Annotated in this window: 24 protein-coding genes; 10 read left to right on the top strand and 14 right to left on the bottom strand. The window is 62.7% G+C overall.

Features of this window, described 5'->3' with window-relative positions:
• The 3 genes from ACFDR6_RS19360 to ACFDR6_RS19350 form a co-directional block, all read right to left on the bottom strand.
• Positions 1-2,754, bottom strand: coding sequence for a decarboxylase (locus tag ACFDR6_RS19360; protein ID WP_375859183.1), 2,754 nt, complete (start codon positions 2,752-2,754; stop codon positions 1-3).
• A 145-nt stretch (positions 2,755-2,899) separates the two neighbouring features.
• Complete coding sequence (locus ACFDR6_RS19355; RefSeq protein WP_375859182.1) at positions 2,900-4,603, bottom strand: SulP family inorganic anion transporter; 1,704 nt, start codon at positions 4,601-4,603, stop codon at positions 2,900-2,902.
• A complete protein-coding gene (locus ACFDR6_RS19350; RefSeq protein ID WP_212080927.1) occupies positions 4,603-5,280 on the bottom strand; it encodes a YoaK family protein in 678 nt (225 codons plus the stop codon). Before ACFDR6_RS19350 ends, ACFDR6_RS19355 begins: the two co-directional genes overlap by 1 nt.
• Positions 5,281-5,415: 135 nt before the next feature.
• Between ACFDR6_RS19350 and ACFDR6_RS19345 the strand changes: the two genes are divergently transcribed.
• From ACFDR6_RS19345 to ACFDR6_RS19330, 4 genes are read left to right on the top strand one after another with little or no spacing between them, the layout of a single operon-like run.
• The gene (locus ACFDR6_RS19345) at positions 5,416-7,104 is read left to right on the top strand and encodes an aspartate-alanine antiporter-like transporter (protein WP_375859181.1); all 1,689 of its coding nucleotides are present in this window, start codon (positions 5,416-5,418) and stop codon (positions 7,102-7,104) included.
• A gap of 10 nt (positions 7,105-7,114) precedes the next feature.
• Positions 7,115-8,002 (top strand): alpha/beta hydrolase family protein, encoded by an 888-nt coding sequence (locus ACFDR6_RS19340; RefSeq protein ID WP_375859180.1) that lies wholly within the window; start codon positions 7,115-7,117, stop codon positions 8,000-8,002.
• A gap of 31 nt (positions 8,003-8,033) precedes the next feature.
• Positions 8,034-8,615, top strand: a complete 582-nt coding sequence (locus tag ACFDR6_RS19335; RefSeq protein WP_375859179.1) for an invasion associated locus B family protein — start codon at positions 8,034-8,036, stop codon at positions 8,613-8,615.
• Positions 8,616-8,656: 41 nt separating this feature from the next.
• Entirely contained in the window at positions 8,657-9,199 is a 543-nt protein-coding gene (locus ACFDR6_RS19330) for a hypothetical protein (RefSeq protein ID WP_375859178.1), read from the top strand.
• A 112-nt stretch (positions 9,200-9,311) separates the two neighbouring features.
• Here ACFDR6_RS19330 and ACFDR6_RS19325 read toward each other — a convergent pair whose 3' ends face one another.
• Both ACFDR6_RS19325 and ACFDR6_RS19320 read right to left on the bottom strand, forming a co-directional pair.
• The gene (locus tag ACFDR6_RS19325; protein ID WP_212080922.1) at positions 9,312-9,686 is read right to left on the bottom strand and encodes a response regulator transcription factor; all 375 of its coding nucleotides are present in this window, start codon (positions 9,684-9,686) and stop codon (positions 9,312-9,314) included.
• 184 nt (positions 9,687-9,870) lie between these two features.
• Positions 9,871-10,506 (bottom strand): response regulator transcription factor, encoded by a 636-nt coding sequence (locus ACFDR6_RS19320; RefSeq protein WP_212080921.1) that lies wholly within the window; start codon positions 10,504-10,506, stop codon positions 9,871-9,873.
• A 241-nt stretch (positions 10,507-10,747) separates the two neighbouring features.
• Between ACFDR6_RS19320 and ACFDR6_RS19315 the strand changes: the two genes are divergently transcribed.
• On the top strand, positions 10,748-11,428 hold the full coding sequence (locus ACFDR6_RS19315) for a helix-turn-helix domain-containing protein (RefSeq protein WP_212081833.1): 681 nt from the start codon (positions 10,748-10,750) through the stop codon (positions 11,426-11,428).
• A gap of 13 nt (positions 11,429-11,441) precedes the next feature.
• Here the strand turns inward: ACFDR6_RS19315 and ACFDR6_RS19310 are convergent, their stop codons facing one another.
• The 4 genes from ACFDR6_RS19310 to ACFDR6_RS19295 all read right to left on the bottom strand — a co-directional run bounded on the left by ACFDR6_RS19310 (position 11,442) and on the right by ACFDR6_RS19295 (position 16,112).
• Entirely contained in the window at positions 11,442-12,131 is a 690-nt protein-coding gene (locus ACFDR6_RS19310) for a MarC family protein (RefSeq protein WP_317240641.1), read from the bottom strand.
• Positions 12,124-12,630: a potassium channel family protein gene (locus ACFDR6_RS19305; protein WP_375859177.1), complete on the bottom strand. Its 507-nt coding sequence runs from the start codon at positions 12,628-12,630 to the stop codon at positions 12,124-12,126. The genes ACFDR6_RS19310 and ACFDR6_RS19305 overlap by 8 nt, the downstream gene beginning before the upstream one ends.
• 101 nt (positions 12,631-12,731) lie before the next feature.
• Positions 12,732-13,595 carry an alpha/beta fold hydrolase gene (locus ACFDR6_RS19300; protein ID WP_375859176.1) on the bottom strand — a complete coding sequence of 288 codons (864 nt, stop codon included), beginning with the start codon at positions 13,593-13,595 and terminating at the stop codon, positions 12,732-12,734.
• A 9-nt stretch (positions 13,596-13,604) separates the two neighbouring features.
• The gene (locus ACFDR6_RS19295) at positions 13,605-16,112 is read right to left on the bottom strand and encodes an alpha/beta hydrolase (protein WP_375859175.1); all 2,508 of its coding nucleotides are present in this window, start codon (positions 16,110-16,112) and stop codon (positions 13,605-13,607) included.
• Positions 16,113-16,244: 132 nt separating this feature from the next.
• On the opposite strand from ACFDR6_RS19295, the gene ACFDR6_RS19290 reads away from it, so the two are divergent.
• The 5 genes from ACFDR6_RS19290 to ACFDR6_RS19270 all read left to right on the top strand — a co-directional run bounded on the left by ACFDR6_RS19290 (position 16,245) and on the right by ACFDR6_RS19270 (position 19,629).
• On the top strand, positions 16,245-17,171 hold the full coding sequence (locus ACFDR6_RS19290; RefSeq protein ID WP_375859558.1) for an alpha/beta fold hydrolase: 927 nt from the start codon (positions 16,245-16,247) through the stop codon (positions 17,169-17,171).
• Positions 17,168-17,776 carry a hypothetical protein gene (locus ACFDR6_RS19285; RefSeq protein WP_375859174.1) on the top strand — a complete coding sequence of 203 codons (609 nt, stop codon included), beginning with the start codon at positions 17,168-17,170 and terminating at the stop codon, positions 17,774-17,776. The genes ACFDR6_RS19290 and ACFDR6_RS19285 overlap by 4 nt, the downstream gene beginning before the upstream one ends.
• Before the next feature lie 78 nt (positions 17,777-17,854).
• A complete protein-coding gene (locus ACFDR6_RS19280) occupies positions 17,855-18,502 on the top strand; it encodes a CoA transferase subunit A (protein WP_135165125.1) in 648 nt (215 codons plus the stop codon).
• Positions 18,503-18,506: 4 nt separating this feature from the next.
• Entirely contained in the window at positions 18,507-19,157 is a 651-nt protein-coding gene (locus ACFDR6_RS19275) for a 3-oxoacid CoA-transferase subunit B (RefSeq protein ID WP_375859173.1), read from the top strand.
• A 13-nt stretch (positions 19,158-19,170) separates the two neighbouring features.
• Positions 19,171-19,629, top strand: a complete 459-nt coding sequence (locus tag ACFDR6_RS19270; RefSeq protein ID WP_212080914.1) for a MaoC family dehydratase — start codon at positions 19,171-19,173, stop codon at positions 19,627-19,629.
• Between the two features lie 180 nt (positions 19,630-19,809).
• Here the strand turns inward: ACFDR6_RS19270 and fabI are convergent, their stop codons facing one another.
• From fabI to ACFDR6_RS19245, 5 genes are all read right to left on the bottom strand, one after another.
• The gene (gene fabI / locus ACFDR6_RS19265) at positions 19,810-20,598 is read right to left on the bottom strand and encodes an enoyl-ACP reductase FabI (protein ID WP_212080913.1); all 789 of its coding nucleotides are present in this window, start codon (positions 20,596-20,598) and stop codon (positions 19,810-19,812) included.
• Positions 20,595-21,809 carry an acetate/propionate family kinase gene (locus tag ACFDR6_RS19260; protein ID WP_317240646.1) on the bottom strand — a complete coding sequence of 405 codons (1,215 nt, stop codon included), beginning with the start codon at positions 21,807-21,809 and terminating at the stop codon, positions 20,595-20,597. Before ACFDR6_RS19260 ends, fabI begins: the two co-directional genes overlap by 4 nt.
• Positions 21,810-21,814: 5 nt before the next feature.
• Complete coding sequence (locus ACFDR6_RS19255) at positions 21,815-22,777, bottom strand: phosphate acetyltransferase (RefSeq protein WP_212080911.1); 963 nt, start codon at positions 22,775-22,777, stop codon at positions 21,815-21,817.
• Between the two features lie 29 nt (positions 22,778-22,806).
• On the bottom strand, positions 22,807-25,029 hold the full coding sequence (locus ACFDR6_RS19250) for a DUF3141 domain-containing protein (RefSeq protein WP_212080910.1): 2,223 nt from the start codon (positions 25,027-25,029) through the stop codon (positions 22,807-22,809).
• A 64-nt stretch (positions 25,030-25,093) separates the two neighbouring features.
• Entirely contained in the window at positions 25,094-26,185 is a 1,092-nt protein-coding gene (locus ACFDR6_RS19245) for an AI-2E family transporter (protein ID WP_212080909.1), read from the bottom strand.
• Positions 26,186-26,238: the final 53 nt, after the last annotated feature.

The following is a 26,238-nucleotide window of genomic DNA, read 5'->3' as shown; positions in this document are numbered from 1 at the left end:
TTATGACGCGGCCTTCAGCTTCGGCGTTGCGGTCGGCTTTGGCCGGCCGAGCTTCGCCAAGGCCTCGGTGCGCACCAGCTTGAGCCCCTCCTTGGCGTCGTAGCCATGGATCTCCTTCACATCGAGCTTGCGCATGAAGTCGATCGTCTCCTGGGTGATGACCTGCCCCGGCACCATGATCGGGAAGCCCGGGGGATAGGGAATCACGAAATTGGCGGAGACGAGTTCGGGCCCGGACTTCAGCCGCCGGTCGATCTCGGGATCGTTGAGGCGGATGTGCTCACAGCCCGCCACGTCATAGGCGGCATAGAAGCCGCTGCGGATGTCGCCTTCATTGGTCTTGGTGCCGGCATCGCCGCGGAAGCTCGGATGGAAATGCGAGAAGTTCGGCAAGTCAGGCACGTCGGTCATCAAGCTCTTGACCCGGGCTTCGAACGTCTTCTTCGCGTTGGCGCCGCCTTGCGCGAGTCCGCGATCGACCTCGCCCGCGATCTCGGCAAGGACGCGGATCAGATGCGCGACGTCGCTGCGGGTGTTGTTGATGTTGGACTGCACCAGCACCGAGTTGCGTGAGGTCTTGTTGACCTGAATGTTGTACTCGTTGGCGAGGATGCCCTTGAACTGCGTGCCGTCGTAGCCGGCCGTGCCGCACACCAGCGTCATCCGGGTTGGATCGAGGCAGAACTCGTCCTCGTCCAGACTTTTCAGCGTATTCGCCCAGTTGACGCCCGGTGCGAGATAATCGGTGAAACCGCTCTGGCGGTATTGCGTCGGCACCATGACATCGGCGCCAAGAATGCGGAAATACTTCGAGAGCAGCGGGTTGTTGTTGACGGCGTGGCGGATGGCGAGCGCGATCTCCATCGCATTGGCGACCAGGCCATACCCTTCCAGCTCCATCTGACGCCGCGAGATGTCGAGGCTGGCGATGAGCTGCTGGTTCGGGCTTGTCGAGGCGTGAGTAAAGACGGCCTCCTTGAACTGCTGCTCGACCGTGTGGAATTCGACGTCCTTGACCGAGAGCATGGAACCCTGCCGGATCGCCGACATCGATTTGTGGGTCGAGTTGGTCTGATAGACACGCAACCGGATCTGGCGCGGATCGGGAATCAGCCGCGTCTTGAGCAGCACTTCATCCGACGGATTCTTGCCGAGCTCGGCCTGCTGCTTCTCATAGGCCGCGACCGACTTCGGATCGTGCATCCAGGCCTCGATCTCGTTGGCGGCCCCCATGGCTGTGCGCCGGCGCAGGAAAGGCGAGAAGCGCGCGAAGCCGAACCAGGCTTCATCCCACAAGAAGATCAGGTCGGGCTTGATGGCGAGGCATTCCTCCATCACCCGGCGGGTGTTGTAGATGTGGCCGTCGAAGGTGCAGTTGGTGAGGTCCAGCATCTTGACCCGCTCGAGCCGGCCGTCGGCCTTGGCGCTGAGCAGCGCCTGCTTGATCGTCTTCAACGGCACGGCGCCATACATCGAATATTCGGTCATCGGGAAGGCTTCGACGTAGAGCGGCTGGGCGCCGGCGAGAACCATGCCGTAGTGATGCGACTTGTGGCAGTTGCGGTCGACAATCGCGATGTCACCCGGCGCAAGCAGCGCCTGCACCGCCATCTTGTTCGAGGTCGAGGTGCCGTTGGTCACGAAGAAGACACGATCAGCGCCGAGCGCGCGCGCTGCCTTCTCCTGCGCCTTTTTGATGTTGCCGGTCGGCTCCAGCATGCTGTCGAGGCCGCCCGTGGTCGCGCTGCTCTCGGCCAGGAACAGGTTCGGGCCGTAGAATTCGCCCATGTCGCGGATCCAGTCCGACTTGAAGATGGATTTGCCACGGGCAATCGGCAGCGCGTGGAACGTCCCGATTGGGCGCTGCGCGTACTTCTTCAGATTGTCGAAGAACGGCGTATCGTAGCGATCCTGGATGCCTTCGAGGATCGACAGATGCAGCTCCAGCAGTTCCTCAACCGAATAGAAGATGCGGCGAACCACGCTGGCTTCGGGGTTGCCGGCGAGCTCCTCGACGTCACGATTCGAGATCATGTAGAGATCGAGCTCGGGCCTGACGCGCTTGATGATCTGGGCAAGCCGCAGCGCGGATGCGTCGGACTCGTCGTTGAGGCCTGCCGTGGCCGTGATCGAGCGGAGCACCGGAGCGTTATGCCGCGAGCGCAGTCCAAAACCCTCGTTGATGATGACCGCGCCTATGTTGGGATTGAGCATCGTCGCACAGAAGGCGTCTTCGAGGCTACCGACGATGACCGGCTCATAGATGAAGGCATCGACCGGGCGGCGGAGCTTGCGCCATTCGGCGGCGAGCGCAGGCCATTGGCCGGGAGATACCCCGGTGACGATCAGGGTCTCGAAATAGGGCCTGCGTGTCGTATGCGCGCCGAAGGTCGGGGGAACCAGCTCGGGTGCATCGCCATTGCCATCGTCCTTCGCGCTCCAGTCGCCGGCATGCTGGCGGAAGGATCGCGTCGCCAACGCCTGGGTGATCCGGGTCGCAAGGGCAAGCGATGTTGCCCCATCGCCGGCGGACGCCGCTTCACGCAGCGCCGCCATCAATTGCAGGCCGGGATAGCCGTGAAACTCCTCAGTGACCGAGAGATCTACCAGTGCTGCATCGTATTTTGCCCGGTCGCCGCCGCGAGCCCACGCCTTCGCAGCATCGACAAGATCACGCCAATCGTCAGCCCGTGCTCCCGGGCCCGAAAAGAACTGATCAATGCGCTTCTGTGTGGGCTTGGCGTCTTTGGACATGCGTTTCTCCCGATCCCTGAGGCGAAGGTTGATGAGAGGATCGTGGGTGCGGCGCAGGATGCACCATTGATCCAAGTCAACGGTCGCGCGCATTCTGGGCGGGCCGCGATCGCTGCGATGCCAGTTGCATCGCAACACGGTGTCGCTATGGCGTTCGCCTGCTCGAAGCGTGCTGGTGGTCGCCCAAGACGGCATCCAGCGATCGCAGCCATTGGCCGCTGTCGGTCTTCTCAGCCAATCCTTCCGCCCGCAGCAGGTCCCGCAGTTGTGCATGCGCGCCGACGATGCAGAAGCTGGCGTGGCGGAGCGCGAGCTCATCGTTGAGGTCGCGCAGCATGCGCGCGCCAGCAAGGTCAATGTAGGGCGACGCCGAGAGGTCGCAGACTACGAGCTGGAGGCGCGGCGAGTTCCGCAGTGCGACCAGCACCGTCTCCAGGATCGTCTCGGCATTGATGTAGAGCAACGAGGCTTCCGGGCGAAACGCAATGACACCGACCAGCGGCTCGACATCATCGTGCCGCGCACTGTCGGAGTAACGACCGCTTCCCGGCAGCCGGCCGAGGAATGCCACGTTCGGCCGCGAGGCTCGCGCGAGCAGCAGGAAGATCGACGCAATCGAGGCCAGCAATACGCCCTGGAGGATGCCGAGCAGCAGCACCGACACCAGGGCAATGGCAGCGGCATAGAAGTCGATCCGGCTGACTTGCCACATCCGCAGCAGCGCGCGGAGGTCGACAAGCCTGTAGACGGCCGCAAAGACGATGGCCGCCAGCACCGCCTTCGGCAGGTTGGTCAACAGCCCGGTGAAGAACAGAAGGCATAGCCCGAGCGCCACCGAGCAGATCACCAGCGCCAGCGGCGTTCGCGCGCCGGCATTGTCGTTGACGGCCGATTGCGACAGTCCGCCGGCGACGGGGTAGCTATGGCCGAAGGCGGTCGCGAGGTTCGCGGCGCCCAGCCCCAGGAACTCCTGCCGGACGTCGAGGGAATAGCCGTGCTTGGCGGCAAAGCTGCGGGCGGCAGAGACACCTTCTATGTAAGCCAGCAAGACGCATCCGGCGGCGAGCGGAAACAACTCATCGAACTGCAGAAGCCCGAATGCCGGCACCCCCAACCCTGGCAAGCCCTCCGGGATCTTTCCGGTGACGGGCACACCAAGCGCCGGCAGGCCAAGCAGCGTTGCCACGACGATCGCGAGCGCCACGATCGTGATGCCGACCGGCTTGCCCGGCAGCAGCCGCTCGCCGAGCAGAAGCAGCAGTAGCGCGACTGCACCGATTGCCAGCACGAGTGCATCGACCTGACCGAGCTGCCCCGACAGCTTTATGGCGCGGTCGAAGAAATTGTGCCCGCCGCCGGCGACGCCAAGCAGGCTCGGCAGCTGGCTCATGATGATGGTGAGCCCGGCACCGGCCTTGAACCCGATCAGGATGCTGTCGCTGACGAGGCGAACCAGCACGCTGAGCCTGAACAGCCACGCGATGAAGCACAGTACCGCCACAGCGAAAGCTGCGAGGCTTGCGATCTGCGCATAGCGCGCCGCATCTCCGCCGGCGAGGGTGCCGACGCTGGCGGCAATCATCAGAGAGATCGCAGACGTCGGACCAATCGCAAGTTGCCGTGACGACCCAAACAGAGCGTAGCCGATGCCGCCGAGCATATAGCCGTAGACACCGATCTGGGGCGGCAAGCCGGCCAGCGCGGCATAGGCAAGCGAGACGGGAATCGCATAAGCGGCGAGCGTGATGCCGGCGACTGCGTCGGATGTCAGCCACTCGCGTCGATAGGCGGTGAGCCACTCCGCCGGCGGAAAGAGCCGCGTCCAACCCCGGTCTGGCGAGGCCTTCATCACGTCGCCTCGCGCTGCGGCGTCTCGCACCGCAACAGAACGACCAGCAGCGCGACCACGGGAATGCCGAGCGCGAGATCGGGAATGCCCTTGGTGGCAAAGGCGCCGACGGCAGCGCCAAAGCCGAACACGGCGCATAGGGCGAAGAAGATACCGGACCGGCGCAACGTCCCGGGCGCCGCGCCTCCGGTCGCGACCGCAAAAATCGTCTCGATCGCCTGGCGCATGTTGCCGGTGATCATCACCGTGCTGCAAATGGTGCCCTCGACTTTGGTAAAGGAAGCGGCCTGCATGGCGGCAACGAGTGATATGCCGAGCGTGCCGGCGAGATCCGGCAGCCGATTGTGCAGGATGCCTATCGCGATCAGCATCAGGATCTCGAGCAAGGTGCTGATCGCGCCGGCTCGCTCGCCGACGATGCGGCGCAGCCATGCCGCGATCACGATTCCGACCGCAAACGCCAGGATCGGAGGCACGAAGTGAAGTGCCTTCGGCCAGTCGCCTGCGGTCGCATAGACCCAGAGGAAAATCAGGTTGGCGGTCTGGGCGTTCGCCATCACGCCGTGGATGATCCAGGTATAAGCGTCGATATAGCCGCCGGCAAAGGCGAGCAGCAGAACGATCTCGACCGTCTCGTCGCGGCGGATCGCGCCAGAGGCGACCTCCATCATACTCATGGCGGCAATGCGGGCTGGGGCAGGTTTCCCATGACTTGATTGGCCGCGCCTTGCCGCCGGCAAGGCTTGATCTGGATCAAGAAACCATCCGCGGTCACGAATCAAATCGGTGGCTGCTGCCGGGGGAACGCGATCATGGATACCGTCAGGTGGATCATCACCGCCGCACCGGAAATCTTTCTGTTGCTGGCCATCGCAATCGGCACCCTGCTCGGGCGGATCAGGTTGCGCGGTTTCGCGATCGGCACCACGGCCTGCATTCTGATCGTCTCAGTCCTGATCGGGCAGCTCGGGACCTTCACGTTCCCGTCCCTGCTGCGCGTGATCCTGTTCAGCCTGTTTGTGTTCACGATCGGCTACCGGTCCGGACCGGAGTTTTTTGCCTCGCTCAGCATGCGTACGCTGGCGCAGGTTGCCATGGCGCTCGTGCTCGGAGGCACGGGACTTGCCATCGTGCTCGCGTTTGCCTTCAGCTTTCAGCTTGATCCTGGCACCGCGTCCGGTATCGCCGCGGGGGCACTGACCCAATCCTCGGTGATCGGAACCGCATCCGGCGCGCTGGCTCAGCTTGGCCTGCCGAGCGAGGTGTTGAAGCAGCAGGAAGCCAACATCGCCGCCGGCTATGCCGTGACCTACGTGCTCGGCTACATCTTGACCTTGCTCTTCGTACCGTTTGTCGCGCCGAAATTGATGGGGGTCGACCTGAAGGCCGAGGCGAAGAAGCTGGAGGCGGAGCTTTCAGGCGGTGAAGCGCCGCAAACCGAGAATCTCGCCTACCGAAAGTTCCAGGCGCGTGCCTATCTCGTCTCGACCGCAGCGGGCCGCACCGTCAAGTCGCTCGAGGAGGACCTCGGCAGCCGCACTGTGGTCGAGCGCATTGTCCGCCAGGGCCTCGACGTCGAGCCTCATCTGGATACGACGCTCGAAGCCGGCGACAACATCGTCATCACGGGACGAACCGCCGCCATCGTTGCAGCCAGGCCGATCATCGGCACCGAGATCGACGCGGACGAGATCCTCAAGGCGATCCCCGGCAACGTGGTCGAGGTGCTGGTCGACAACCGCCAGCTTCACGGCCGCTCCATCAAGGACGTGGCCGAGCGCGTTGGCGCCAATGCGCGCGGCGTGTTCCTGCGCGCATTGACCCGGATGGGCCGCGAGGTGCCGCTGAGCCCTGATACGCGAGTCTATGTCGGCGACGTCATGACCTTGGTCGGCAGCACGCGCAATATCGAGCGGGCTGCCGCAAATGTCGGCCAGATCCTGCGCGCCGGCGACCGCACCGATGTCGCCTTCCTTGCCACCGGGATCGCGGTTGGCCTGCTTGCGGGCCTCGTCAGCGTCAAGATCGGCAGCGTCGCACTGACGCTCGGCGGCGGCGGAGGCGCGCTGATTGCGGGTCTGGTCTGCGGGTGGCTCCGCTCGCGCCGTCCGACCATGGGCGCGCTGCCACCCGCCGCGCAGCAGATATTGAGCGATCTCGGTCTCGGCGGCTTCATCGCCGCCATTGGACTTGGCAACGGCGCCGCCGCCTGGGCCGCGATCCAGGCGCATGGGATGCTGCTGGTCGGCATGGGCCTTGTCATTACACTGGTGCCGCTGATCGTCGCGACGCTCTTCGCCCGCTACGTGCTGCGCATGAATCCGGTCGTGACCTGCGGCGCACTGGCCGGGGCCATGACCGTCGATGCCGCGGTCACTGGCGCATGCGAGGTCGCCGAGAGCCAGACGCCTGTGCTCGGGGTTGCCGTGCCTTACGCCGTCGGCAACGTGGTCCTGACCGTGCTCGGTCCAATCATTGTGGCAGCCACCTACACTGGCTGAGGGAGCGCTCATGCGTGCTATTCACCTGTTGCGCTGGCTGACCGCAGTTCTCGTGGCCGTCGCCGCGGCCCCCACGGCCCGTTCCGCCGATACGACGGAGGCAATCCGCATCCAGGAAGAGATCTGGGCTCTGCCCCTGCCCTTGCCGATGTTCGCCTATGTCGTCCGGCCGGTCGGCAACGGTCCCTTCCCGCTGGTGATCATGAACCACGGCGTCGTGCTCGATGCGAAGGAACGCAGCTTTTTCCCGCTGGTGGAATTCCGTGATGCGGCGAAATGGTTTGCCAAACGGGGCAACATGGTGGTGGCACCAGTCGGTTCGGGCTACGGCGCGGCAGCGATCGACATACCCGAGCGCGCGGTATTCGGCCCGTTCTTCTCCAAGATAGGCAAATGCACCAACCCCAATTTCCATGACGCGGGTCTTGCGGTCGCTCAAGTCGATCTCTGGATCATCGATTACCTGGCAGCCGAGAAGCGCATCGTGCCGAAGGACGTCGTCGTCGTCGGACAATCTGCCGGTGGCTGGGCCTCGATCGCCCTGTCCAGCGTCAACCCGCCGCAAGTCAGGGCGGTCATCATCTTTGCCGGGGGCCGCGGTGGCCGCGTCGGCGGCAGGCCGAACAACAATTGCGCGCCCGACAAGCTGGTCGAAGCGACAGCTGATTTTGGCCGGACGTCGCGGGTGCCGATGCTGTGGATCTATATCGAAAACGATACCTTCTTCGGCCCCGATCTGTCGAAGCGAATGCATGAGGCCTTCACCGCGGCGGGTGGCAAGGCCGAGTACCATTTGGTGCCGTCGTTCGGCAGCGAAGGACATTTCTTGATTGGCTCCCCTGACGCGATTCCAATCTGGTCGCCGCTGGTGACGAAATTTCTCGACGCGCAGAAATAAGCGCGCAAGCGCCGATCCGAGAGGTGCATCCATGACCAATGCCAGCCACTGCCTGTCGGTCCTGCTGATGGCCCTGCTTGCCACCCCTGCAGCCCCTGGCATCGCCTCGGCAAAACGGAAACCCCAAACTGCCACGACCGCCGAAGCCCCACGTGGTCAGCGCGAGGCAAAGGACATCACCTACGGCGATTGGAAAAAGCTCTGCTTCAAAGCGGGTGGCGCGCCCCTGCTTTGCCGGACGTCGATCACCGGCAGCTTTGCGACCGGACAGATGGCAGTGCGCATAGACCTGATCGAGCGCGAAGGAGCCAAGAGGGCACGATTGCAGATGTTTGTCCCTGTCGGCATGTACCTGCGGCACCCTGCCAAGCTGAGCGTCGATCAGGGCGGCACCTATCAGGTGCCGTATAGCTGGTGCGTGACCAATGCCTGCATAGCCGCGGATGTTGCCGACCCGAAGCTCATCAAGGAGATGGAAGCCGGAACGAGGCTCGTGTTGGAGGTCGTCGATTCCAATCTTCTGAAACTAACAACCGCGCTACCGTTGGCAACGTTTGCGTCCGTTCGCAACGGTGCGCCGGCGCAGACGCTGGAGCAAGATCTCGAAGAATAGCAAGACCGGCAGCTCGGGGCGCGTTTGCACGGATCGTCATCGTGTTCACTTCATTGCCAAACTGCGTGCAATCGCAGCAAACGTCGCGACGAGTTGCAGGCGGCATGGCGCCTATTCGTCAACTCATCGCTCCGGCGACGCAGGTCGGCTTCTTGATTCATATCAAGGGTTGTCTCACCGCGTCAAAATCAACTGTCGTCGATGTCACCCCCAGACGGGAGATTAACATGCGGTTGTGGGTCATAGCGGCTGTAATCAGCCTTACGCCGGTTTCGGCTTTCGCCGTCTCCGACTGCCGAGTCACAGGCAATCCATCGGTATTCGGTGTCGACATGACTGCCTATGTCGCAATCAAGTCCGGCGAAACATGCAATTTCCCAATCCGAATTCCAGGCATAATGAACAACGCGGGCGTTGCCAGCAAGCCTGCACACGGGATGCTGAAACAGCTCAATATGACGACCTTCAGATACACCGCGAAATCCGGATACAGAGGCAACGACACCTTTGCGATATATGGCGAAGGGAAAGGTCCGTTCGGCTCGGGCAGATCGGTCATCACAGTGAACGCAACCGTCGAATAGCAGTATCGAGCGCTTCGATACGGCCATGCAATCGTTGGGTCGCGACACGCTACGCCAGCTTGCGACCGACCAAGTGGCCGTCGTGCAGCAGGCGATTTTGCGTCTTCCGCTCCTAGCCCAATTCCGAGCGGGCCCGCTCGATCGACTCGATCAATGACTGCGCCGTGAAGGGTTTGGTCAGGTAAGCAACGCAACCCGACTCGACGGCAATCGAGCGGTGCGTTGGGCTGTCGTTGCCGGTAACATAGATCACCGGTGTGGTGACCCCCTCTTTCATCAGGTGACGGCGCAGATCGATTCCCGATCGGTGACCCAGGTTGATGTCAATGACCAGGCAAATTGCGTTGCTGAAATCAACGTGACCGAAGAGAGCCTCTACGGAGTCGAACAAGAGCACGCCCAATCCATGAGCTCGGAGCAATCGCCCGATGCTCGTCCGCATAGACGAGTCGTCATCAACGACGAGAACGGACTTGCTTCTCGGCAAAATGAACAGCCTTCAGGTTCCAACTGACATCATAGGCCCGCGTCCATCAAGCGGCGTGGGGATCGCGAGTCCTGATGCGGTCAATGTGGAAAGACCCTTGCGCGTTCCAAGAACACCGTGTCGCAGATCTCTTGTAATGTGCCTTGGAACCCGGCTGTCTCGATGAGACAAGCTACTGAAATACCTACCGGCTCGCGACGTTGGCGTTCGCTTCGAGCAGTCCAAGACGTTCGGCGATGGAAACCAGTTCCGCCAGTGACCGCGTCTGCATTTTCTCCATCACCTGGTGACGGTGCGCCTTGATGGTTCGCTCGGTCGTTCCAAGATCGTAGGCGATCTGCTTGTTGATCTTGCCGCGCACGATCAGGTCGAAGACCTGGCGCTCCCTTGGCGTCAGCAGGCCGAGCAGGGCACGCAGTCCATCGAGCCTGTCGCGCAGACTGCGGGCTTGGGATTGGTTCGCCAGTGCACGCTCGATCGCATCGATCAATTGCGCGGACGAGACAGGCTTGGTCAGGAAATCCTCGGCGCCGGCCTTGATCGCCCGCACGGTCGTCTGGGTGTCGGCATGGCCAGTGAGGAAGACGATGGGAAGCGATAACCCCCGCTCGAGCAGGCGGCTCTGGAGCTCAGGTCCACTCAATCCCGGTATTTGAACGTCGAGCAGGATGCATCCCTGCTGTTCGTTTCTGGGCAGGTACTCCAGCAGATCCAGAGCCGATGCATAGGTCGCCACTTCAAATCCGGCAAGCTTCAACCGCCGCTCGATTGCCGTCCGAAAAGATGCGTCGTCATCCACGACGTAGACGAGGCGAGACAATTCGAAACTCCCGATAACGAAAACTTTCGGCAAAACAAAACGCTAATTGGTAACAACCCCCGTTTCTCATTCCGTGCACGAGATTGCGCGACCTGTCCTTTGGTACAATGTCCGTTGGGACAATGGTGAGAAACCTCACTTCTATCGTAGATCAACCTGGAGGCGTGAGTATTACCCCTCAATTCTCATAATGGAATACCTGACTAAGACCAATTCGCGATCGGCGTTGAGGGAGTTGGCCATGTTCGTACGCACAACCGATCCGCTCCCCCGCCCTAATTCGCTCCGCGTCCTGGGAATGAGCAGCGGTTCAGATCCAATTGTCCGCCTGAACGAGATTACATACAAAAAGGGCAAAGAGATCTATGGCGAGAAGGAGCCTGCCGAATACGTCTACCAGGTCAAGACCGGTGCCGTGCGAAGTTATAAGCTGCTATCGGACGGCCGGCGCCAGATCGGTGCATTTCACCTCGCCGGCGACATTTTCGGGCTTGAGAACGGCACCACGCACCGTTTCACCGCGGAGGCCGTCGTCGATACGGCAGTACTCCTGATCAAACGGCAGAGCCTGGAGACGGTCGCCGAAAGCGACGCAATGGTTGCCAAGAACCTTCTCGGCATGACCACGACCAACCTCCAGCATGCGGAAGATCACATGCTGCTGCTTGGACGCAAGACCTCGCTGGAGCGGGTCGCCGCCTTCCTGATCGAGATGGACAAGCGGCTAACAGCCGCAGGCGTGCTGGCGCTGCCAATGTCGCGGCGCGATATTGCCGACTATCTTGGCCTGACGCTGGAAACGGTGTCGCGAGCCATCTCGCACCTGCACGAACTCGGAGTGCTCGGCTTCGTTGGCAACACGCAGCGCCAGATCATATTGCTCGACCGTCACCAGCTCGCGAGCCTCGATCTACAGCCTTGAACGCTTCGAACACCTATTGGGTAACGCGCGACGCTCCATCAAGAATGGTGCGCGCGATCTCCGATGCACCGGTGATGATGATCTGTACACCAATACAAAGCAGCAGAAATGCCGACAGCTTGGTCACGACACTCGTGCCCTCCTCGCCGAACAGGCGAGCCATTGCGCTCGATTTCCGATAGGCATGGTAGATCGCAGCGGTCACGGCGAGCGCGACCACCAGCGAGACGATGGACGATGCGAACATGGCATCGAGGCTGTCGGACCGGCTTATCCCAATTGCGATCGCCGTCGCGATCGTCCCCGGGCCGGTCGTGAGCGGGATCGTCAGCGGAAAGAAAGCCATCCGCTTCATCGTTGCGAGATCGGCTGACGAACCGGCGTGATGCTCGACGCCGCCCGGCGACGCGTGGAGCATGGACCAGCCGGTCGCCGCCACGACGAGACCGCCGGCGATCCGGAGCGCCGGGATGGTTACGCCGAAGAAGTTGAGAATCTGGCTGCCGAGAAACATCGATACCAGCAGGACCAGGAAGGCATAAAAGGCGACCCGCAAGGCAAGGTTCGCGCGCTCCTTCTCCGAAAGCCCCTTCGTTCTGTCGAAAAAGATGAAGGCCAGCCCGTACGGATTGATGATTGCAAACAGCGCGCCGAAGCCGAACAGGAAGTCGGCAACCCACCGCGATGCTGCGAGTTCAGGCATGTGGGCCCAGGTCGTCTGTTGTGCCGCGGCCGAGCACGGGTGCATCGGGTTGGCTAGAGCCCGAAGCAGGCATGTCAATCAGCCCGACGTGATCGAGTGTCTTGCGCAGGACCTCGAACAAGATCGCCGCCGACCACCCAAACAGCAGGACGCCGTTCATGGCGGTCAATGGACCTATCAGCCGCCATTCGCGCACCGGCGTGATGTCACCGTAGCCGAGCGTGGTGTAGTTGACGAAGGCAAAATAGAGCAGATCGCTGCCGGGTGCGGCGGCCCGGACGAGGTCGTAGGTCCAAGCCCACACCAGGATTTCCACCATGTGCGCAACCTTCAACACCGCAGCCGTCGCGATCATCACGCCCATCAGATGCAGCCTGGGCCTCTCGGTTCGCCGCAGCCCCGCGCTGCGGGCAATTCCAACCGCAACGACCGTGACAAGCGCGTGAAGGCCGATATTGACCACGCTTACCGAGCCACCGACCAGCAACTGCAACAGCATAAGGATCGACCAAACTTCAAATGTGCATAGCGGGCTTGCCCATGGCTCTTGCCTGATCGGTCGTCGCTCGCGCGTGACCCTTCAAGTGCTCGGGCTGATGATTACGCGCGAAGTCCTCCAAACCAGGCACCGAAATAGCCGGCATACAGAGCCGGTACTTCAACATTCATCGAGTGCCCGACACCGGGCACAACCACGAGCCGGCAGTCCGGCATCGCCTCGGCCATGACGCGGAGATCGGCCGGAGGAATCCAGCCGTCCCGCTCGCCCCACAGGACCAGGTGCGGATGTCGGATTTCCGCCATGCGCCGCTCCAGTTCGCGGCTTGCTTTTTCCTTGGTCAAATTGACCGGCGTGCCGATCCAAACGCCCTCCGAGACGCCGAAGGTCTGCTCGATGATCCGCTCGAAGAGCGCCTGACACTCCCCAAGGCCGGCGCGAAAGCGAGGAATTGCGTTGGCGGCCATGCTTTCCGGAACGAACAGCGAGGACGCCGCCGTGGCCATGACGGTCCGCGTCAGCTCCTTGCTTGCCATCATGGCGCGGAAGACGCCAATCTGGTCGTCGCTGAATGACATGCCGAGCGGCGTGACAGGATCGAGCGCGAAGACGCGGCCGAACCGCCCCGGCTGCATCAGCAGCATCCGCGCAGCGATGATTCCACCGGTCGAATGGGTTGCCAGGTGACAATGCCGGATGTCGAGCGCATCAAGCGCCGCCAGCATGTCGTCTGCGTGCTGCTGCATCGCGTAGTTGGAATAGTCAGTCGTAGGCGCTGGCCGATCGCTGTCGCCGCAGCCGCGCCAATCGATTCCCACGACGCGGAGATCGCGGGGAAACAGCGGTGCGGCGAGCTCGATCCAGTCTTTGCTGGCGAGATTGCCGTGGACGAAGACGACGGTGACATCGCCTTCTCCCCACTCCCGCCAGCCCAGCTGGACCTCGCCCGCCTGCACTCTCGGCATCGGTCTATCCTATTTGTTCAAGCCAGCCGTCGGCGCGGCGCCCGGCGGCGTCGGCGCCACGGGGAGGGCCGAGACCACGGCCCCCTTGATCATGCGGTCGGTGCCGAGGGGGGACGAGGTGTCCACGGTGCCCTTGGTGACGAAATCCACCACGTCGGCAGAATATTCAACCGGATTGTCCGTGTGGATGAAATGACCTGTCTCCGGATAGACCTTCAGCATCGGTCGGTTGCCCGCATTGGTCATGCGGGTCATGAACGGCGTAATGACGTCGCGTCCGAGGTCCGTCAGGCCGTTAAAGGCGGGCGTCGGGATGAACGGCTCCTTGTCGCCGAAGGCCAGGAAAATCGGCGTCTTGATCTGCGTAAACCGCTCGTAGAGGTTCTTCGGATCGTCCTGCTGGAGCTCGGCCCCGATCGTGTAGACGTCGAAGATGAAGACGTTGCACCACTGCTCGAGCTCCTTCGGGTTGCCCTTGGTCAACCCGACGCGCTGCTCGGTATGGAAGCGGGCATATTCGCTGTCGCCGAAGAAGTAGCCGCTCTTGGCCGCGGACACGGCGTTGGTGTCGGGGTCGCGCTTCTTGAAGTAGAAGAAGTCGCGGATGTTCTGCTCGTTCCGCGCCTTCTCGGCGGCCAGGATTCCGGTCTGGTCCCAGGCCTGCTTCCACTTCTCGAAGTCACGGCCGAAGGCGTCGTCGAACAGGCGCGCCTTCTTGTCCTTGGCGATGGTGATGTCGCGCGGATATTCCTCAAGGCCGGACGGCGCTTCCAGCGCGAGCCCCTGCACCGCATCCGGCCACGTCAAGGCGTAACCCATGACGAACTGGCCCCCGAGCGAATGGCCGAGGTAGTAGGCCTTCTTGACGCCGAGCTGGTTGACCACGAGGTCGTAGATGACCTCGCGCATATCCTGCATGGTGCGTGCCGGGCTCTTGTCGAGATTGCCGGGCCCGGACATGCCGTAATGCGGCAGATCAGGCACGATCACGCGAATTCCGCTGCGCAGGGCATACTGCATGACGTTGCCGTAATGCCCGCCGAAAGCACCCTTGCCATGGATGATGACAAGCGTCTTCGGGTCCCTGTCGGTGCCCGCATATTCGTCCATGTAGCCGATCTGCCAGGTGGTGCCGTTCTTGTCCTTCGCGTTGGCGTATTTCACCGGATAGGGATAGGTCACGAAGTCCTTCCAGAAGGATTTGCTCGCGTCGATCTTCTCGGCCACGCCCGGCACGCGATAGTTCTTGTCGACGAACGTTTGTGCACGATCGAGCGCTGCGACGTCGTCCATGAAGGCGACGAATTTAGGATCGTTCTTGCGCTGGTTGACGATCGGGAAGACGCCGTAATGGGCGACCGGGCTTTCCTGCGCGATGAGGTCTGCGCCGGGCACGCGATCGACGGCCTTCTCGGCCAGCTTGAAGTTCAGCCAGAGATCGTTGGTGATGTGCATCACCAGCGTCCGCGCCTGGATGCGGCCGAGATAAGGATTGACGTTGTGCGTCTCGCCAACCCGGTTGCGCCAGACGAGATCGACCGCGTCGTAAAGCTTGGCACGATTGGTGACGTTCAAGCCGGCCTTCTCGTTCGGCGAGTCCCAATAGAAAATTTCGGGCTGGACGGCAGCCCAATTCTGGGTCGTGCGGTAGGCGAAGTCATACCCCGTCATGCCGAGGATCGACCAGCCGAACGCCACGCCGGGGACCGGATGCTTCTCCTTGGGCAGCTTGTAATAATCGCCCTTGCTCGCCTGCCACACCGGATCGGATTCGATCGCCGCCGTCATCATCTGGAAGGTCCAGTTGCCGACGGGATCGTCGCCGTCCGACTGCGTCGTGCCACCAATCGGCATCAGCGCGTTGATGTATTCGGGATGCATGACGCCCCAGACATAGGTCTGCGTGCCACCCATGGAGACGCCGGACACCAGCGCGACGCGCGCGACTTTCAGCTCGTCGCGCAACAAGCGGTAGTTCGCCTGCACCATGTCGTAATAGCTGTACTGCGGGAACTTGATGCCGAGGCCGTCGGACGGCTTGCTTGCACCCCAGGTACCGAGCGGATCGACCATGATCACGTAGTAGCGGTCGGTATCGATCGGCCGGCCCGGGCCAATGATCGGCACGCCGCCCGAGAGCGGTGCGCCCTTGACCCACTGCTCGTACATGTCAGTAGAATCGCCCGAATAATAGGAGTTGATGACGATCGCATTGGTGATCTCGCCTGCGGCGTTGCGGCGTGCATTGCCAATCGCGATGTAGGCCGTCCGCAGCTTACCGCCGCCGAGCGATTCCAGCGTGACACCGCCTTCACCGCCGCTCTCCCATTTGGACGGATTGGCGAGATCGTACTTTCCACCGAGGCGGAAGTTGGAGATCTCGTAGGACTTCTTCAAACCATCGTGCTGCATCTGCGACGAGCGCCGCGTGAAGGGCTGGGCAACGGCGAGAGCCGTGCCGACCAGCAGCAGAACGAGGGTGACGAGGCAATGCCTCAGAGCGCCTCTTCCGGACATGACGTATCCCTCCCGATGGTGTTCCTTGCGAAAACGCTAGGTGGGGCGACATGGGGAGGCTTGATCTAACTCAATGGAATCCTCTTCCGAGGATTGAGGATGGCGCGACAGAACATCTGGCTGGTTTTTCCAATGCCTTTCCTCGATCACGGCTCATATCGGATACGCTATGAGCTGGAAGGGCCGGCCGGCGCGCCCGCCTATGTCCTCGTCAACGGCCTGACCCAGTATGCCGAGTTGTGGGCTGCCTACCGCGATGCACTCGTGGCCCGACATTTTCGCGTTGCGACATTCGACCTGCTGGGGCAAGGCGGGTCCGACAAGCCTGCCCTCTTCATCAACCAGGATGACCAGGTTACGGCACTTGGTCTCCTTATCGACGAACTGGGCGACGGACCGGTCTTCCTCAGTGGCATCAGCTTCGGCGGCCTGATCGCGCTGCGCTATGCCATCGCGCATGGCAAGCGTCTGTCCGGCCTGGTGCCCATGAGCTGCTTTGCGGAACTCTCACCGCAATTGCTGCTGATCGGCAACGCCTTGCGCACCGGCCTCATTCTCGGCGGCACCAGCTATCTCCAGGATCTGCTGCTGCCCATGAACCTGTCCGACCAATGGTTGACGCCGCTCCTGGACAAGCTCGACAGCGTCAAGCGGCAGGGCTGGCTCGTCAACGACGTCTACGCGCTTCAGAACCTGATGGAATCTTTCCTCGACTTTCAGCCACTGACGCCGCAGCTCTCGTCGATCTCCGTTCCGACCATGATCCTCAACGGCGAGTTCGACTTCCTGACGCCGCGGCCTCTGCATGAAACGCTCAGGGTTGAAATTCCGGACAGCGCCTTGGTGATCATTCCGAAGGCGTATCATGCGTTTACGCTCGAGAAGGGCGCACTCACGGCCGACCTGCTGGCACGCTTCGCCGAGAACGTGCTGGCCGGAAACTGGCAGGGCAACAAGGCAGTCTGGATCGCCCCGGAAGACCCGGGCGGCGCGCTTACGCCGTTCCCGGCCGGCTACGATCATCTGCGCGCGATCCCCGTTCAGAGGACGGCGACATGAGTGAGTTTTTCGGCCCGCTCGATTCCGAGGGCCGCGTGCCGCCGAACCAGCAGACGCGCGTCGCAGCCTTCCTGATGTCGGCCCATGGGGCGCTGGCGCGCCAGTTCGCATTCACTCTGCCCATGAAGCTCGACACCGCCTGGCAGACCGAGCTGAACGCACAGTTCTACCGTGAGGCCGAGATCGTCTCACTCTTGATGCGCGTAACCTCATGGGTACCGGATCTCGCCCTGGGCTATATGGTCGCATCCTGGGAAACCGCCTGGCTCCCCACCCCGATCGACGGCGTTGCAGACCGTTCTCTTGCCGGCGCGATCCACCTCGCAACGCTCGCGCACGCAGTTCATGCCGGTATCCGGCCGGCGGCCCTGTTGCCGGTGAACGCCAAGGCCGACGACCCCTTCGTCATGGCGCTGCGTCGCATCGAATTCGAGAGCGGCCGGCTGCTGCAAGGCCAAATCCTGTTCCTGAAGGGTCCCGAGCTGGTGCCCTTGCGCGATGCCGTGAGCGCGGCCCTGGAAAAGCGCCACGCGGGCGTGCGCAAGCTCTGGCGGGAAGCGCTGGAAAGCGTCGGTATCGCGTTCACGAATGATGCGGAGCGTTGACGCAGATCAAAGGACCGGAGCGACCGCCGACCAACATTCCCTCACCGCCTTCGACGCGCCCCGACCGGAGTTTCAATCATGAAGGCCGTCTCCATCGAAGAAGCCGTTGCCATGATCCCATCGGGCGCGACCGTCATGGTGGGCGGGTTCATGGGCGTCGGAACGCCGGAGCGACTGCTCGACGAGATGGTCCGGCAGCATAAGACCGGCCTGTCCCTGATTTCCAACGACGCAGCGACGCCCGGCAAAGGTGTCGGCAAGCTGTTCGAGGCCTCGCTGGTCTCCCGATTGACCGCGACCCATATCGGCCTCAATCCGAAAGCGCAGCAGCAGATGCTGGCGAACCAGATCGCCGTCGATCTCGTGCCGCAAGGCACCTTCGTCGAACGCATTCGCGCCGGCGGATGCGGCCTGGGCGGCGTCCTGACACCGACGGGTGTCGGCACCCTTGTCGCGGAAGGCAAGCGCCAGATCGAGGTCGACGGCAAGCCGTTCCTGCTCGAGACCGCATTGCGGGCCCAGTTCGCACTGGTACACGCCTTTCTTGCGGATTACCTCGGCAATCTCGCCTATGCGCTGACGTCGCGCAACTTCAACCCGATCATGGCGATGGCTGCCGATACCGTGATCGTGACGGCGGAGCACATCGTGCCCGTCGGCGTCATCGCGCCCGACCACGTCGTGACGCCGGCGCCGCTCGTCGACTACCTCATTGCGAACGGGTGAGATCATGGATCCGCAGATCGTCATCGCCCGCCGCGTCGCCAAGGAGCTGAAGAGCGGCGACCTCGTCAATCTGGGCATCGGCATTCCGACGCTGGTTGCGAACTACGTGCCCGCCGATCTGAAAGTGTTCTTCCAGTCGGAGAACGGCCTCATCGGCACCGGTCCGATTCCCGAGCAAGGCATGGCGCATCCGACACTGACCGATGCCGGCGGCCGCCCGATCAGCGCGCTGCCGGGGGCTTCGGTCTTCGACAGCGCGATGTCGTTCGGTCTGATCCGCGGCGGCCATGTCGACGTCACCGTGCTCGGCGGGCTTCAGGTCGACGCGCACGGCCATCTCGCCAATTGGATGATTCCCGGCAAGATGGTGCCGGGCATGGGCGGCGCGATGGACCTCGTCAGCGGCGCCAAGCGGGTGATCGTCGCCATGCAGCACGCCGCCAAGGGCAAATCGAAGATCGTCAAGCAATGCAATTTGCCCCTGACGTCAGCACGGCAGGTCGACCTAGTCGTGACCGACATGGCCGTGATCGGCTTCCCCGAGGGCAGGGCCACCCTGCTGGAGACCGCGCCCGGCGTCAGCGTTGGCGAGGTCCTCGCGGTAACTGAGGCCGAGCTCATCGTACCCGACAACGTTGCGGAAATGAAGATCTGACGAGGCCACGATCATGCGGATATTCGGCGACTTCAACGAGATCAAATCGGCCGTCGGCACCGAGATCGGAGCCAGCGACTGGGTTGAGGTGACACAGGACCGGATCAACCAGTTCGCGCAAGCAACCTGCGACGAACAGTGGATCCACGTCGACCAGGAGCGCGCGGCCAAGGAGATGCCCGGCGGAAAGACCATCGCCCACGGCCTCCTCTCGCTGGCACTCGCGCCGCTGTTCATCCGCTCGGTCATCGGTCTGAAGGGGCTACGCAACACGCTCAACTACGGTGCTGACCGGATCAGATATCTCGCGCCGGTGCCGGCGGGGTCAAAGCTGCGTGGCCGCGTCACCGTGGCGGAGACCGAGGACGTGCCGCCGGACGGCTTGCGTGTGAACTACCATCTCGTGATCGAGATCGAGGGCGGCAAGAAGCCCGCTTGCATCGCCGAGCTGATCGCCCTGCACTATCGCTGAGCAAAAAAGGCGAAAACAACCCCATGCACAGTAGGCTGGGGCTTGAACTCATTACGTTTTTCGGTCAGCGACATGTCAGCCAGAAGGACGGTTGCTCCGTCGGGCAAAACACCGGCATAGGTGGCATCATCAGCCCCTCATCCGCGAGACTGCCGGACGCGACAGCAACAACCTCGCGCCTCAATCGATGATGTGATAGCCGCCGTCGATGTAGAGCACGCCGCCGGTGATCAGCTTGGCGCCGTCGAGTGCGAGGAACGCCGTGGCATTGCCGACATCTTCGATGCTGACGAGGCTGCGGGTCGGCGCGGTGGACTGTGCCTTGTCCATCAGATCGTCAAACTCGGGGATTCCCGACGCGGCACGCGTGGCGAGCGGCCCGGGGGAGATCGCGTGGACACGGATGCCCTTCGGACCAAGCTCGGCGGCGATGTAGCGGACGGCGGCCTCAAGAGCCGCTTTGGCCACGCCCATCACGTTGTAGTTCTTCACGACCATCTGGCTGCCGTAATAGGTCATGGTGAACATCGTTCCGCCATTCTTCATGAGTGGCTCGGCCAGATGTGCCATCCGCATGAACGACCAACATGAGACGTCCATTGTCTTGAGGAAGCCATCGCGGCCGACGTCGACGACACGGCCGTGCAATGCTTCCTTCGGCGAGAAGGCGATCGAGTGCAGCAGGAAATCGAGTTGCCCCCATTCCTTCTCGATGCGCTCGAATACCGCCTCAGTCTGCCCCTCGACCATCACGTCCATCGGCATGAAGATCGGAGCCTCCAGCGCCTGCGCCAAGGGCTCGACGTGCTTTTTGGCCCGATCGTTCAGATAAGTCACCGCGACCTCGGCGCCGAGAGCGCGGAACGCCCTGGCGCATCCCCACGCAATCGACTGATCATTGGCGATACCGACGACGAGGCCCTTCTTGCCCTTGAGGGCAACCTTGCTGTCCGGGAAAACGGGAATCATGACACCCTCTTGGTTCTGGAATCGTGCGATTTGCCGTTCATCAGGAGCGCCAGCGTGTGCTGCGCAATCATCAATTCCTCGTCCGTCGGCACGACGTAGACGGGAATGGCGCTGTCGGGACGCGATATCAGTCGGGCGTGACGCGCATTCTCGCTTGCATCCAGCGCAACGCCGAACCAGCCCAGGTGCTCGGCAACGCGCGCGCGGATGCCTGCGGAGTTCTCGCCAATGCCGGCGGTGAAAACGAAGGCATCCAGACCCTGCAGGGCGGCGGCGAGCATGCCGGCATTGAGCCCGATCCGATAGACAAAGCAATCGATCGCCAGTTTTGCGTTGAAGCTGTCGCTGGCTTCGAGCTCGCGCATGTCGTTGCTGATGCCGGACAAGCCTTTCAACCCGCAATCGCGATAGAGGAAATCCTGGACCTTTGCGGCGGACAGCCCCTTCTCCGACATCAGGTAAAGCACGACGCCGGGATCGAGCTGGCCGGGCCGTGTCCCCATCGGAAGCCCATCCAGCGCGGTGAATCCCATGGTGCTTTCGACACTCCGTCCGCCCTTGATGGCGCACATCGACGCGCCGCTGCCGAGATGAGCGACAATGACCCGCCTGTTCGCGATTTCAGGGGCAATCTGGGGCAGCGTTTTCGAGACATATTCGTAGGAAAGCCCGTGAAAGCCGTACCGCCGCACGCCTTCCGAATGAAGCTGATGCGGGATCGCGTAATGGTCCGCGACCGCACTATGCGTGCGATGAAACGCCGTATCGAAGCAGGCGACCTGGGGCAGCTTCGGAAAGTTGACGAGGATCGAGCGGACTGGAGCCAGATTGTGCGGCTGATGCAGCGGTGCCAGCGTGACCAGGCGCTCCAGACGTGCCACCACGCCATGATCGATCAATACCGGCCGGTCGAACTCCGGGCCGCCGTGCACCACGCGGTGCCCGACAGCAAGCGGGGTGATCTGCACCTCGTTCCGCAGCCAGTCGCCCGCAACCTCCATCGCGGCCGGAACGTCTGCGACCGCCTCGATCGGATAGGCACGATCTGCCAATGAAGCGCCGCTGATGTCACTGGCCCGCAGGCGCGGCCGCGTGCCGATGCCATCCATCTGGCCTTTGATCTGGCGGCGAAGGGTGCCCTCGCCCTCGACCGAATAGACCTGGAACTTCACACTCGATGAGCCGGCGTTGACGACAAGGATCGTATCCATGGCGATCACGCGGCAATCGTTGGCGTTTTCAGTCGTCTGGCGTTCGCGTAAAGCGCGGCGACCGCGCAGGAGGCCATTCGCGCACGTGGTGAGTCGGCCCGCGAGGTCAGGACGACCGGCACCCGGGCGCCGAGCACGACACCCGCACCATCCGCCTTGGCAAAATAGGCGAGGTTCTTCGCCAGCATGTTGCCGGCCTCGAGATCGGGAACGACCAGGATCTGAGCCCTCCCCGCAACGTCCGACTTGATGCCCTTGATGCGCGCCGCCTCCGGATCGATCGCATTGTCGAAGGCCAGCGGACCGTCCAGCAGTCCGCCGGTAATCTGGCCGCGATCAGCCATCTTGCAGAGCGCTGCAGCCTCGATGGTCGACGGAATCTTGGAAGTTACGGTCTCGACAGCGGAGAGGATGGCAACCCGAGGCAGCTTGCCGAAGCCGGTCTGCGTGTAGAGGTCGATTGCATTCTGGATGATATCGCGCTTGGCATCGAGATCCGGGAAGATGTTGATGGCCGCGTCCGTCACAAAGATGGTCTCGGCATAGGCTGGCACGTCCATGACGAACACGTGGCTGATGCGCCGGTCGGTGCGCAGGCCCCCTACCTTCGCCGTGACGGCGCGCATCAACTCGTCGGTGTGCAGGCTGCCTTTCATCAACAATTCGCCTCTGGCGGCATGAATGAGTTCGACGCCCTTCGCTGCCGCGTCGTCGCTGTGCGCGGCATCGACGATTTCGTATCCGGAGATATCGACGCTGAACCTCGCGGCCGTCTCCCTGATCTTGCTAGCGGGCCCGACCAGCACCGGCTCGATGATCCCGGCCTGGGCGCTCTCGACGGCGCCGCGGAGCGAGGTCTCGTCGCATGGATGCACCACGATGGTCGGGGCGGGCGACGCCGCTCTGGCTGCCGCGATCAGCCGATCATATTTACTAGGAGACTGTGCGGGTCTCGTATCGGCTGACATGATGTCGCCCTCCATCCTTCCGATGTGCGTCAGGACGCCCTCGCCTTGGGGTCGAAAGGGGCAACGTTCGACGTTGCCTCCTCTCCCGAATCCACGCCGAACAGATCAGCAATGCGCTTCAGGCGGTCTGCGCGTTCGCCGGAAATCGCCTCGCTGGCCGACAGCACCTCGCGGATGGCGGCGAAGGCTGCGCGCCTTTGATTCGAGTCGTCGGGCAGCAGCTTGGGAATCGCGGCCAGCGTTGCGTCCCTATCCAGCAGCAGCATGAAGAACTGCTCGCGCACCAGCGTCTTGAACTCGGCGAGCGTCACACGCGGGCCGCCATGTTCGCGGCGAGCCTGGCGCAGGGCCTCGATGCTCCGCTCGTCGACCATGCCTCGCGCCGAGCCCACGTAAAGCAGCGCACGCAAGGCCGCTTCGCGGAGTCCACCCTCACCGATCTTTGCCTTCAATTCGGCGATCCGCTGTTCGAGCATGGCCCGGTGCTCGGGCGACATCTCCCGCCGGCGCGACGGCTCGGACTTCGGATCGATCCCGACGGCTGCCTGCAAGACTGGCGAACCGTAGACGTTGAGGAAGATCGCTTCGCTGAGCGCCTCCTGCGAGTCGCGCCAGCTGTCCAGCACGTGCACGATCTGCTTGGACATCTGTTCCTGGAACGCCAGGAACGGATTGTCCTTCGCGACCGGCTTGCGGTTCTCCTCGATCCCCTCTGCCGCGGACTTCACCATGGCCATCCAGGGGTTCTGGCTGCTCAGCGCTTCATATTGGAGCCGCAGCGGATGCAGATTGCGCATCGCTTCGGCCAACTGCGGCGTCGCCATGCTCTTGACCCAGGGCTGGACGAATTTCTGGTAGGCAGCAAGATTGAGTTCCGAAACGCGCTTGGCAGCCGCGAAGCGGCGCTCGTCCTCGGGCGAATTGCCACCCATGGCGCGGATATCGTCGAGCGTGCGCGCCTCGCATCGCATGACCCATTGGCCGACGACGAGATCTGAACTCGTGGTCTCCTCGCCCTTGGCTTCGAACGTCGCCTCGTAGAGCCCCGGCGGCAGCACGTCGATCAGGTCGATATTGCTGGAGAATTCGGCATGCTCCTTCTTGGCGACGCCGCCGGAGACGAAAATGCCGAGGTGCCCGATGCTCTCGTGTACCGTGTAGACGATGGTCTGCCCGTAAGCCCTGATCTCATCGACGTCGGCATAGCAATCGAGGATCCAGTGCAGCGCTTGCTGCGGCGGCGTGACGTTGTCGCCCTTGGAGCAGAACACCAGGATCGGCGACCTGATGTTGCGCAGATCCACCTTGCGGCCGTCGGACATCTCGATCTTGCCCGCCGCGAGATTGTTGCCGACGAACAGCTCGTCGACGATGAACTGGATCTCCTCGGCGTTGAGATTGACGTGCCCGCCCCACCAGCGTTCGAACTCCAGATAGCGGTCGGCTTCGGTGTCGACCTTGGAATAGACGTTGTATTGCTTGGTCCAGAGCGTATTCGAGGGATTTTGGCTTTCGAAGTTCTGCACCAGCCAAGCGCCGTCGAACTTGCCGGCGCCGAGATCGCTGGTCAGCGCGGTCAACCAGCTTCCACCAAGCAAGCCGCCTGCATAGCGCATCGGGTATTTTCCATGCACCCCAGCCCAGTAAGCGAGCGGAGCCCCGGCAATAATCAGCGGACCGAACAATTCCGGCCGTAGCGACGCCAGGATCATGACGGCCCAGCCGGCCTGGCAATTGCCGATCACGCACGGCTTGCCATCGGCCTGCGGATGCAGGCTGATGACTTTCTCGACGAACAGCGCTTCAGCTCGCGCGATCCGCTCGATGGTCTGTCCCGGCATCGGCTCCGGCAGGAAGCCCACGAAGTAACAGGGATGCCCGGCCTTCATCGCGACGCCGATTTCGCTGTCCGCCTTGAAGCCGCCGATGCCCGGGCCGTGGCCGGCGCGCGGGTCGACCACGATGAACGGCCGCCGCTCAAGATCGAGTTCCACCCCGTCCGGCGGGATGATGCGTACCAGCGCGTAGTTGACCGGCTCGTCGAGCTTGCGGCCGTCCATGATTAATTCGGCAGCATATTGCAGCACATGCGGCGCGGTCTGCGCGACGTGCTCGCGGTACTGGTCGCCGCGCTGGCGCATGATGTCGAGAAACAGCACGCTGCGCTGGCCTGCATCGACCATGTAGTCGACAGCGGAGGCAACGACCCCGGACAGCGGGCCGCCGGGCAGGCTAGGGATTTCCATCGGCATTTTCGGACCTCATCACCGCGCGCCTTGATCCAAGGCGCTCGGAGACGGCCGACGTTGATTTAGGTCAACGTTCGGGGACTGCATGCCGCGCCGGGCTGGTGCGGTCGGTCCCGATCCAGGCCACGGCAAGTTCCCAGGCCACCGACAGGATGATCGGTCCGATGAAAAGACCGATGATCCCGTGGCCCAGGGTGCCGCCGATGACGCCGATGAGGATGACGAGCGTCGGCGTCGTCAAGCCGCGCCCCATCACCATCGGCTTCAATATGTTGTCGAGAATGCTGACTGCGCCGAGGAACAACGTCAGCAATACGGCGGTGGTGACGTCCTTGTCGGACCAGATCCAGACGAGGACGGGGAGCATGACGAGGGCGGCGCCGATCTGGACGATCGAGAGAAGGAGCACCAGGAGCGCCAACAGGCCCGCGATCGGGATGCCCGCCAACTTGAAGCCGATACCAGCCAGCAGCGCCTGGATGACGGCTATACCGATCACGCCTTGGGCGACTGCACGAATGGTCGCGCCTGCCAGATCCAGAAAGTGCTCGCTCTGTTCGGGGACGATCCGCGACAGAAACCCCCTGCCTGCCGCGACCAGTTGCGCCCCATACGGGAAGATGAATCCGGCGACCGCGACCGAGACCAGAAACTTGATCGTGCCTACGCCGGCATCGCCAGCAAGACCAAGCAGCGTGCCGGCGAAGGGCTTGAGATACGGCGCGATCATTTGCAGAAGCGGCCGCAGATTGGTCGAGGCCTGATCCCAGAGCTCGTAAAACTGCGTCCCGATCAGGGGCCAGCTCTTGATCGCATCGGGCGGCGACGGAACCGCCAGTTCGCCGACCGCCAATTGAGCTGCAAAATCCTTGATTCCGTCCGCCGCACCGAGGCCGAGCCAGGCCGCCGGCCCGATGACGACGGCGAAACTGGCCGCCGTGAGAATGGTCGCCGCGAGCTTCGGGCGGTCGCCCAGGAGCTTGGCGAGCAGCACGAAGGCCGGATTGAGTGCGACCGCGAGCACGAGGGCCCAGACCAGAATCGTCACGAACGGGCGGATCAGGTAGAACGTCCAGAAGATCAACAGCCCGAGCAAGCCGAGCCGGATCACCAACTGGATCACGTCGTCTCCGGTGAATAGCTGCCGAAGTGTCTTCACGGGTGCCCCTCAGCGATGGCCGCGCATGCAGCGGAAGGCTAGCCCGTGGCGTC

Origin of the sequence: Bradyrhizobium tunisiense (assembly GCF_042263385.1) — a bacterium.
Classification (GTDB): Bacteria; Pseudomonadota; Alphaproteobacteria; order Rhizobiales; family Xanthobacteraceae; genus Bradyrhizobium; species Bradyrhizobium tunisiense.
Note: the sequence above shows the minus strand (reverse complement) of the source record. Positions and strands in the feature narration are given on the sequence as shown.

Bases quoted from the DNA above. Each gene is read 5' to 3' on its own strand.
- ACFDR6_RS19250 (WP_212080910.1), bottom strand. From the start codon at position 25,029: ATGCCGATGGAAATCCCTAGCCTGCCCGGCGGCCCGCTGTCCGGGGTC.
- ACFDR6_RS19300 (WP_375859176.1), bottom strand. From the start codon at position 13,595: ATGCCGAGAGTGCAGGCGGGCGAGGTCCAGCTGGGCTGGCGGGAGTGG.
- ACFDR6_RS19290 (WP_375859558.1), top strand. From the start codon at position 16,245: ATGCCTTTCCTCGATCACGGCTCATATCGGATACGCTATGAGCTGGAA.
- ACFDR6_RS19295 (WP_375859175.1), bottom strand. From the start codon at position 16,112: ATGTCCGGAAGAGGCGCTCTGAGGCATTGCCTCGTCACCCTCGTTCTG.
- fabI (WP_212080913.1), bottom strand. From the start codon at position 20,598: ATGATTCCCGTTTTCCCGGACAGCAAGGTTGCCCTCAAGGGCAAGAAG.
- ACFDR6_RS19335 (WP_375859179.1), top strand. From the start codon at position 8,034: ATGACCAATGCCAGCCACTGCCTGTCGGTCCTGCTGATGGCCCTGCTT.
- ACFDR6_RS19350 (WP_212080927.1), bottom strand. From the start codon at position 5,280: ATGAGTATGATGGAGGTCGCCTCTGGCGCGATCCGCCGCGACGAGACG.
- ACFDR6_RS19270 (WP_212080914.1), top strand. From the start codon at position 19,171: ATGCGGATATTCGGCGACTTCAACGAGATCAAATCGGCCGTCGGCACC.
- ACFDR6_RS19255 (WP_212080911.1), bottom strand. From the start codon at position 22,777: ATGTCAGCCGATACGAGACCCGCACAGTCTCCTAGTAAATATGATCGG.
- ACFDR6_RS19275 (WP_375859173.1), top strand. From the start codon at position 18,507: ATGGATCCGCAGATCGTCATCGCCCGCCGCGTCGCCAAGGAGCTGAAG.
- ACFDR6_RS19305 (WP_375859177.1), bottom strand. From the start codon at position 12,630: ATGCTGTTGCAGTTGCTGGTCGGTGGCTCGGTAAGCGTGGTCAATATC.
- ACFDR6_RS19285 (WP_375859174.1), top strand. From the start codon at position 17,168: ATGAGTGAGTTTTTCGGCCCGCTCGATTCCGAGGGCCGCGTGCCGCCG.
- ACFDR6_RS19280 (WP_135165125.1), top strand. From the start codon at position 17,855: ATGAAGGCCGTCTCCATCGAAGAAGCCGTTGCCATGATCCCATCGGGC.
- ACFDR6_RS19345 (WP_375859181.1), top strand. From the start codon at position 5,416: ATGGATACCGTCAGGTGGATCATCACCGCCGCACCGGAAATCTTTCTG.
- ACFDR6_RS19310 (WP_317240641.1), bottom strand. From the start codon at position 12,131: ATGCCTGAACTCGCAGCATCGCGGTGGGTTGCCGACTTCCTGTTCGGC.
- ACFDR6_RS19260 (WP_317240646.1), bottom strand. From the start codon at position 21,809: ATGGATACGATCCTTGTCGTCAACGCCGGCTCATCGAGTGTGAAGTTC.
- ACFDR6_RS19340 (WP_375859180.1), top strand. From the start codon at position 7,115: ATGCGTGCTATTCACCTGTTGCGCTGGCTGACCGCAGTTCTCGTGGCC.
- ACFDR6_RS19355 (WP_375859182.1), bottom strand. From the start codon at position 4,603: ATGAAGGCCTCGCCAGACCGGGGTTGGACGCGGCTCTTTCCGCCGGCG.
- ACFDR6_RS19315 (WP_212081833.1), top strand. From the start codon at position 10,748: ATGTTCGTACGCACAACCGATCCGCTCCCCCGCCCTAATTCGCTCCGC.
- ACFDR6_RS19360 (WP_375859183.1), bottom strand. From the start codon at position 2,754: ATGTCCAAAGACGCCAAGCCCACACAGAAGCGCATTGATCAGTTCTTT.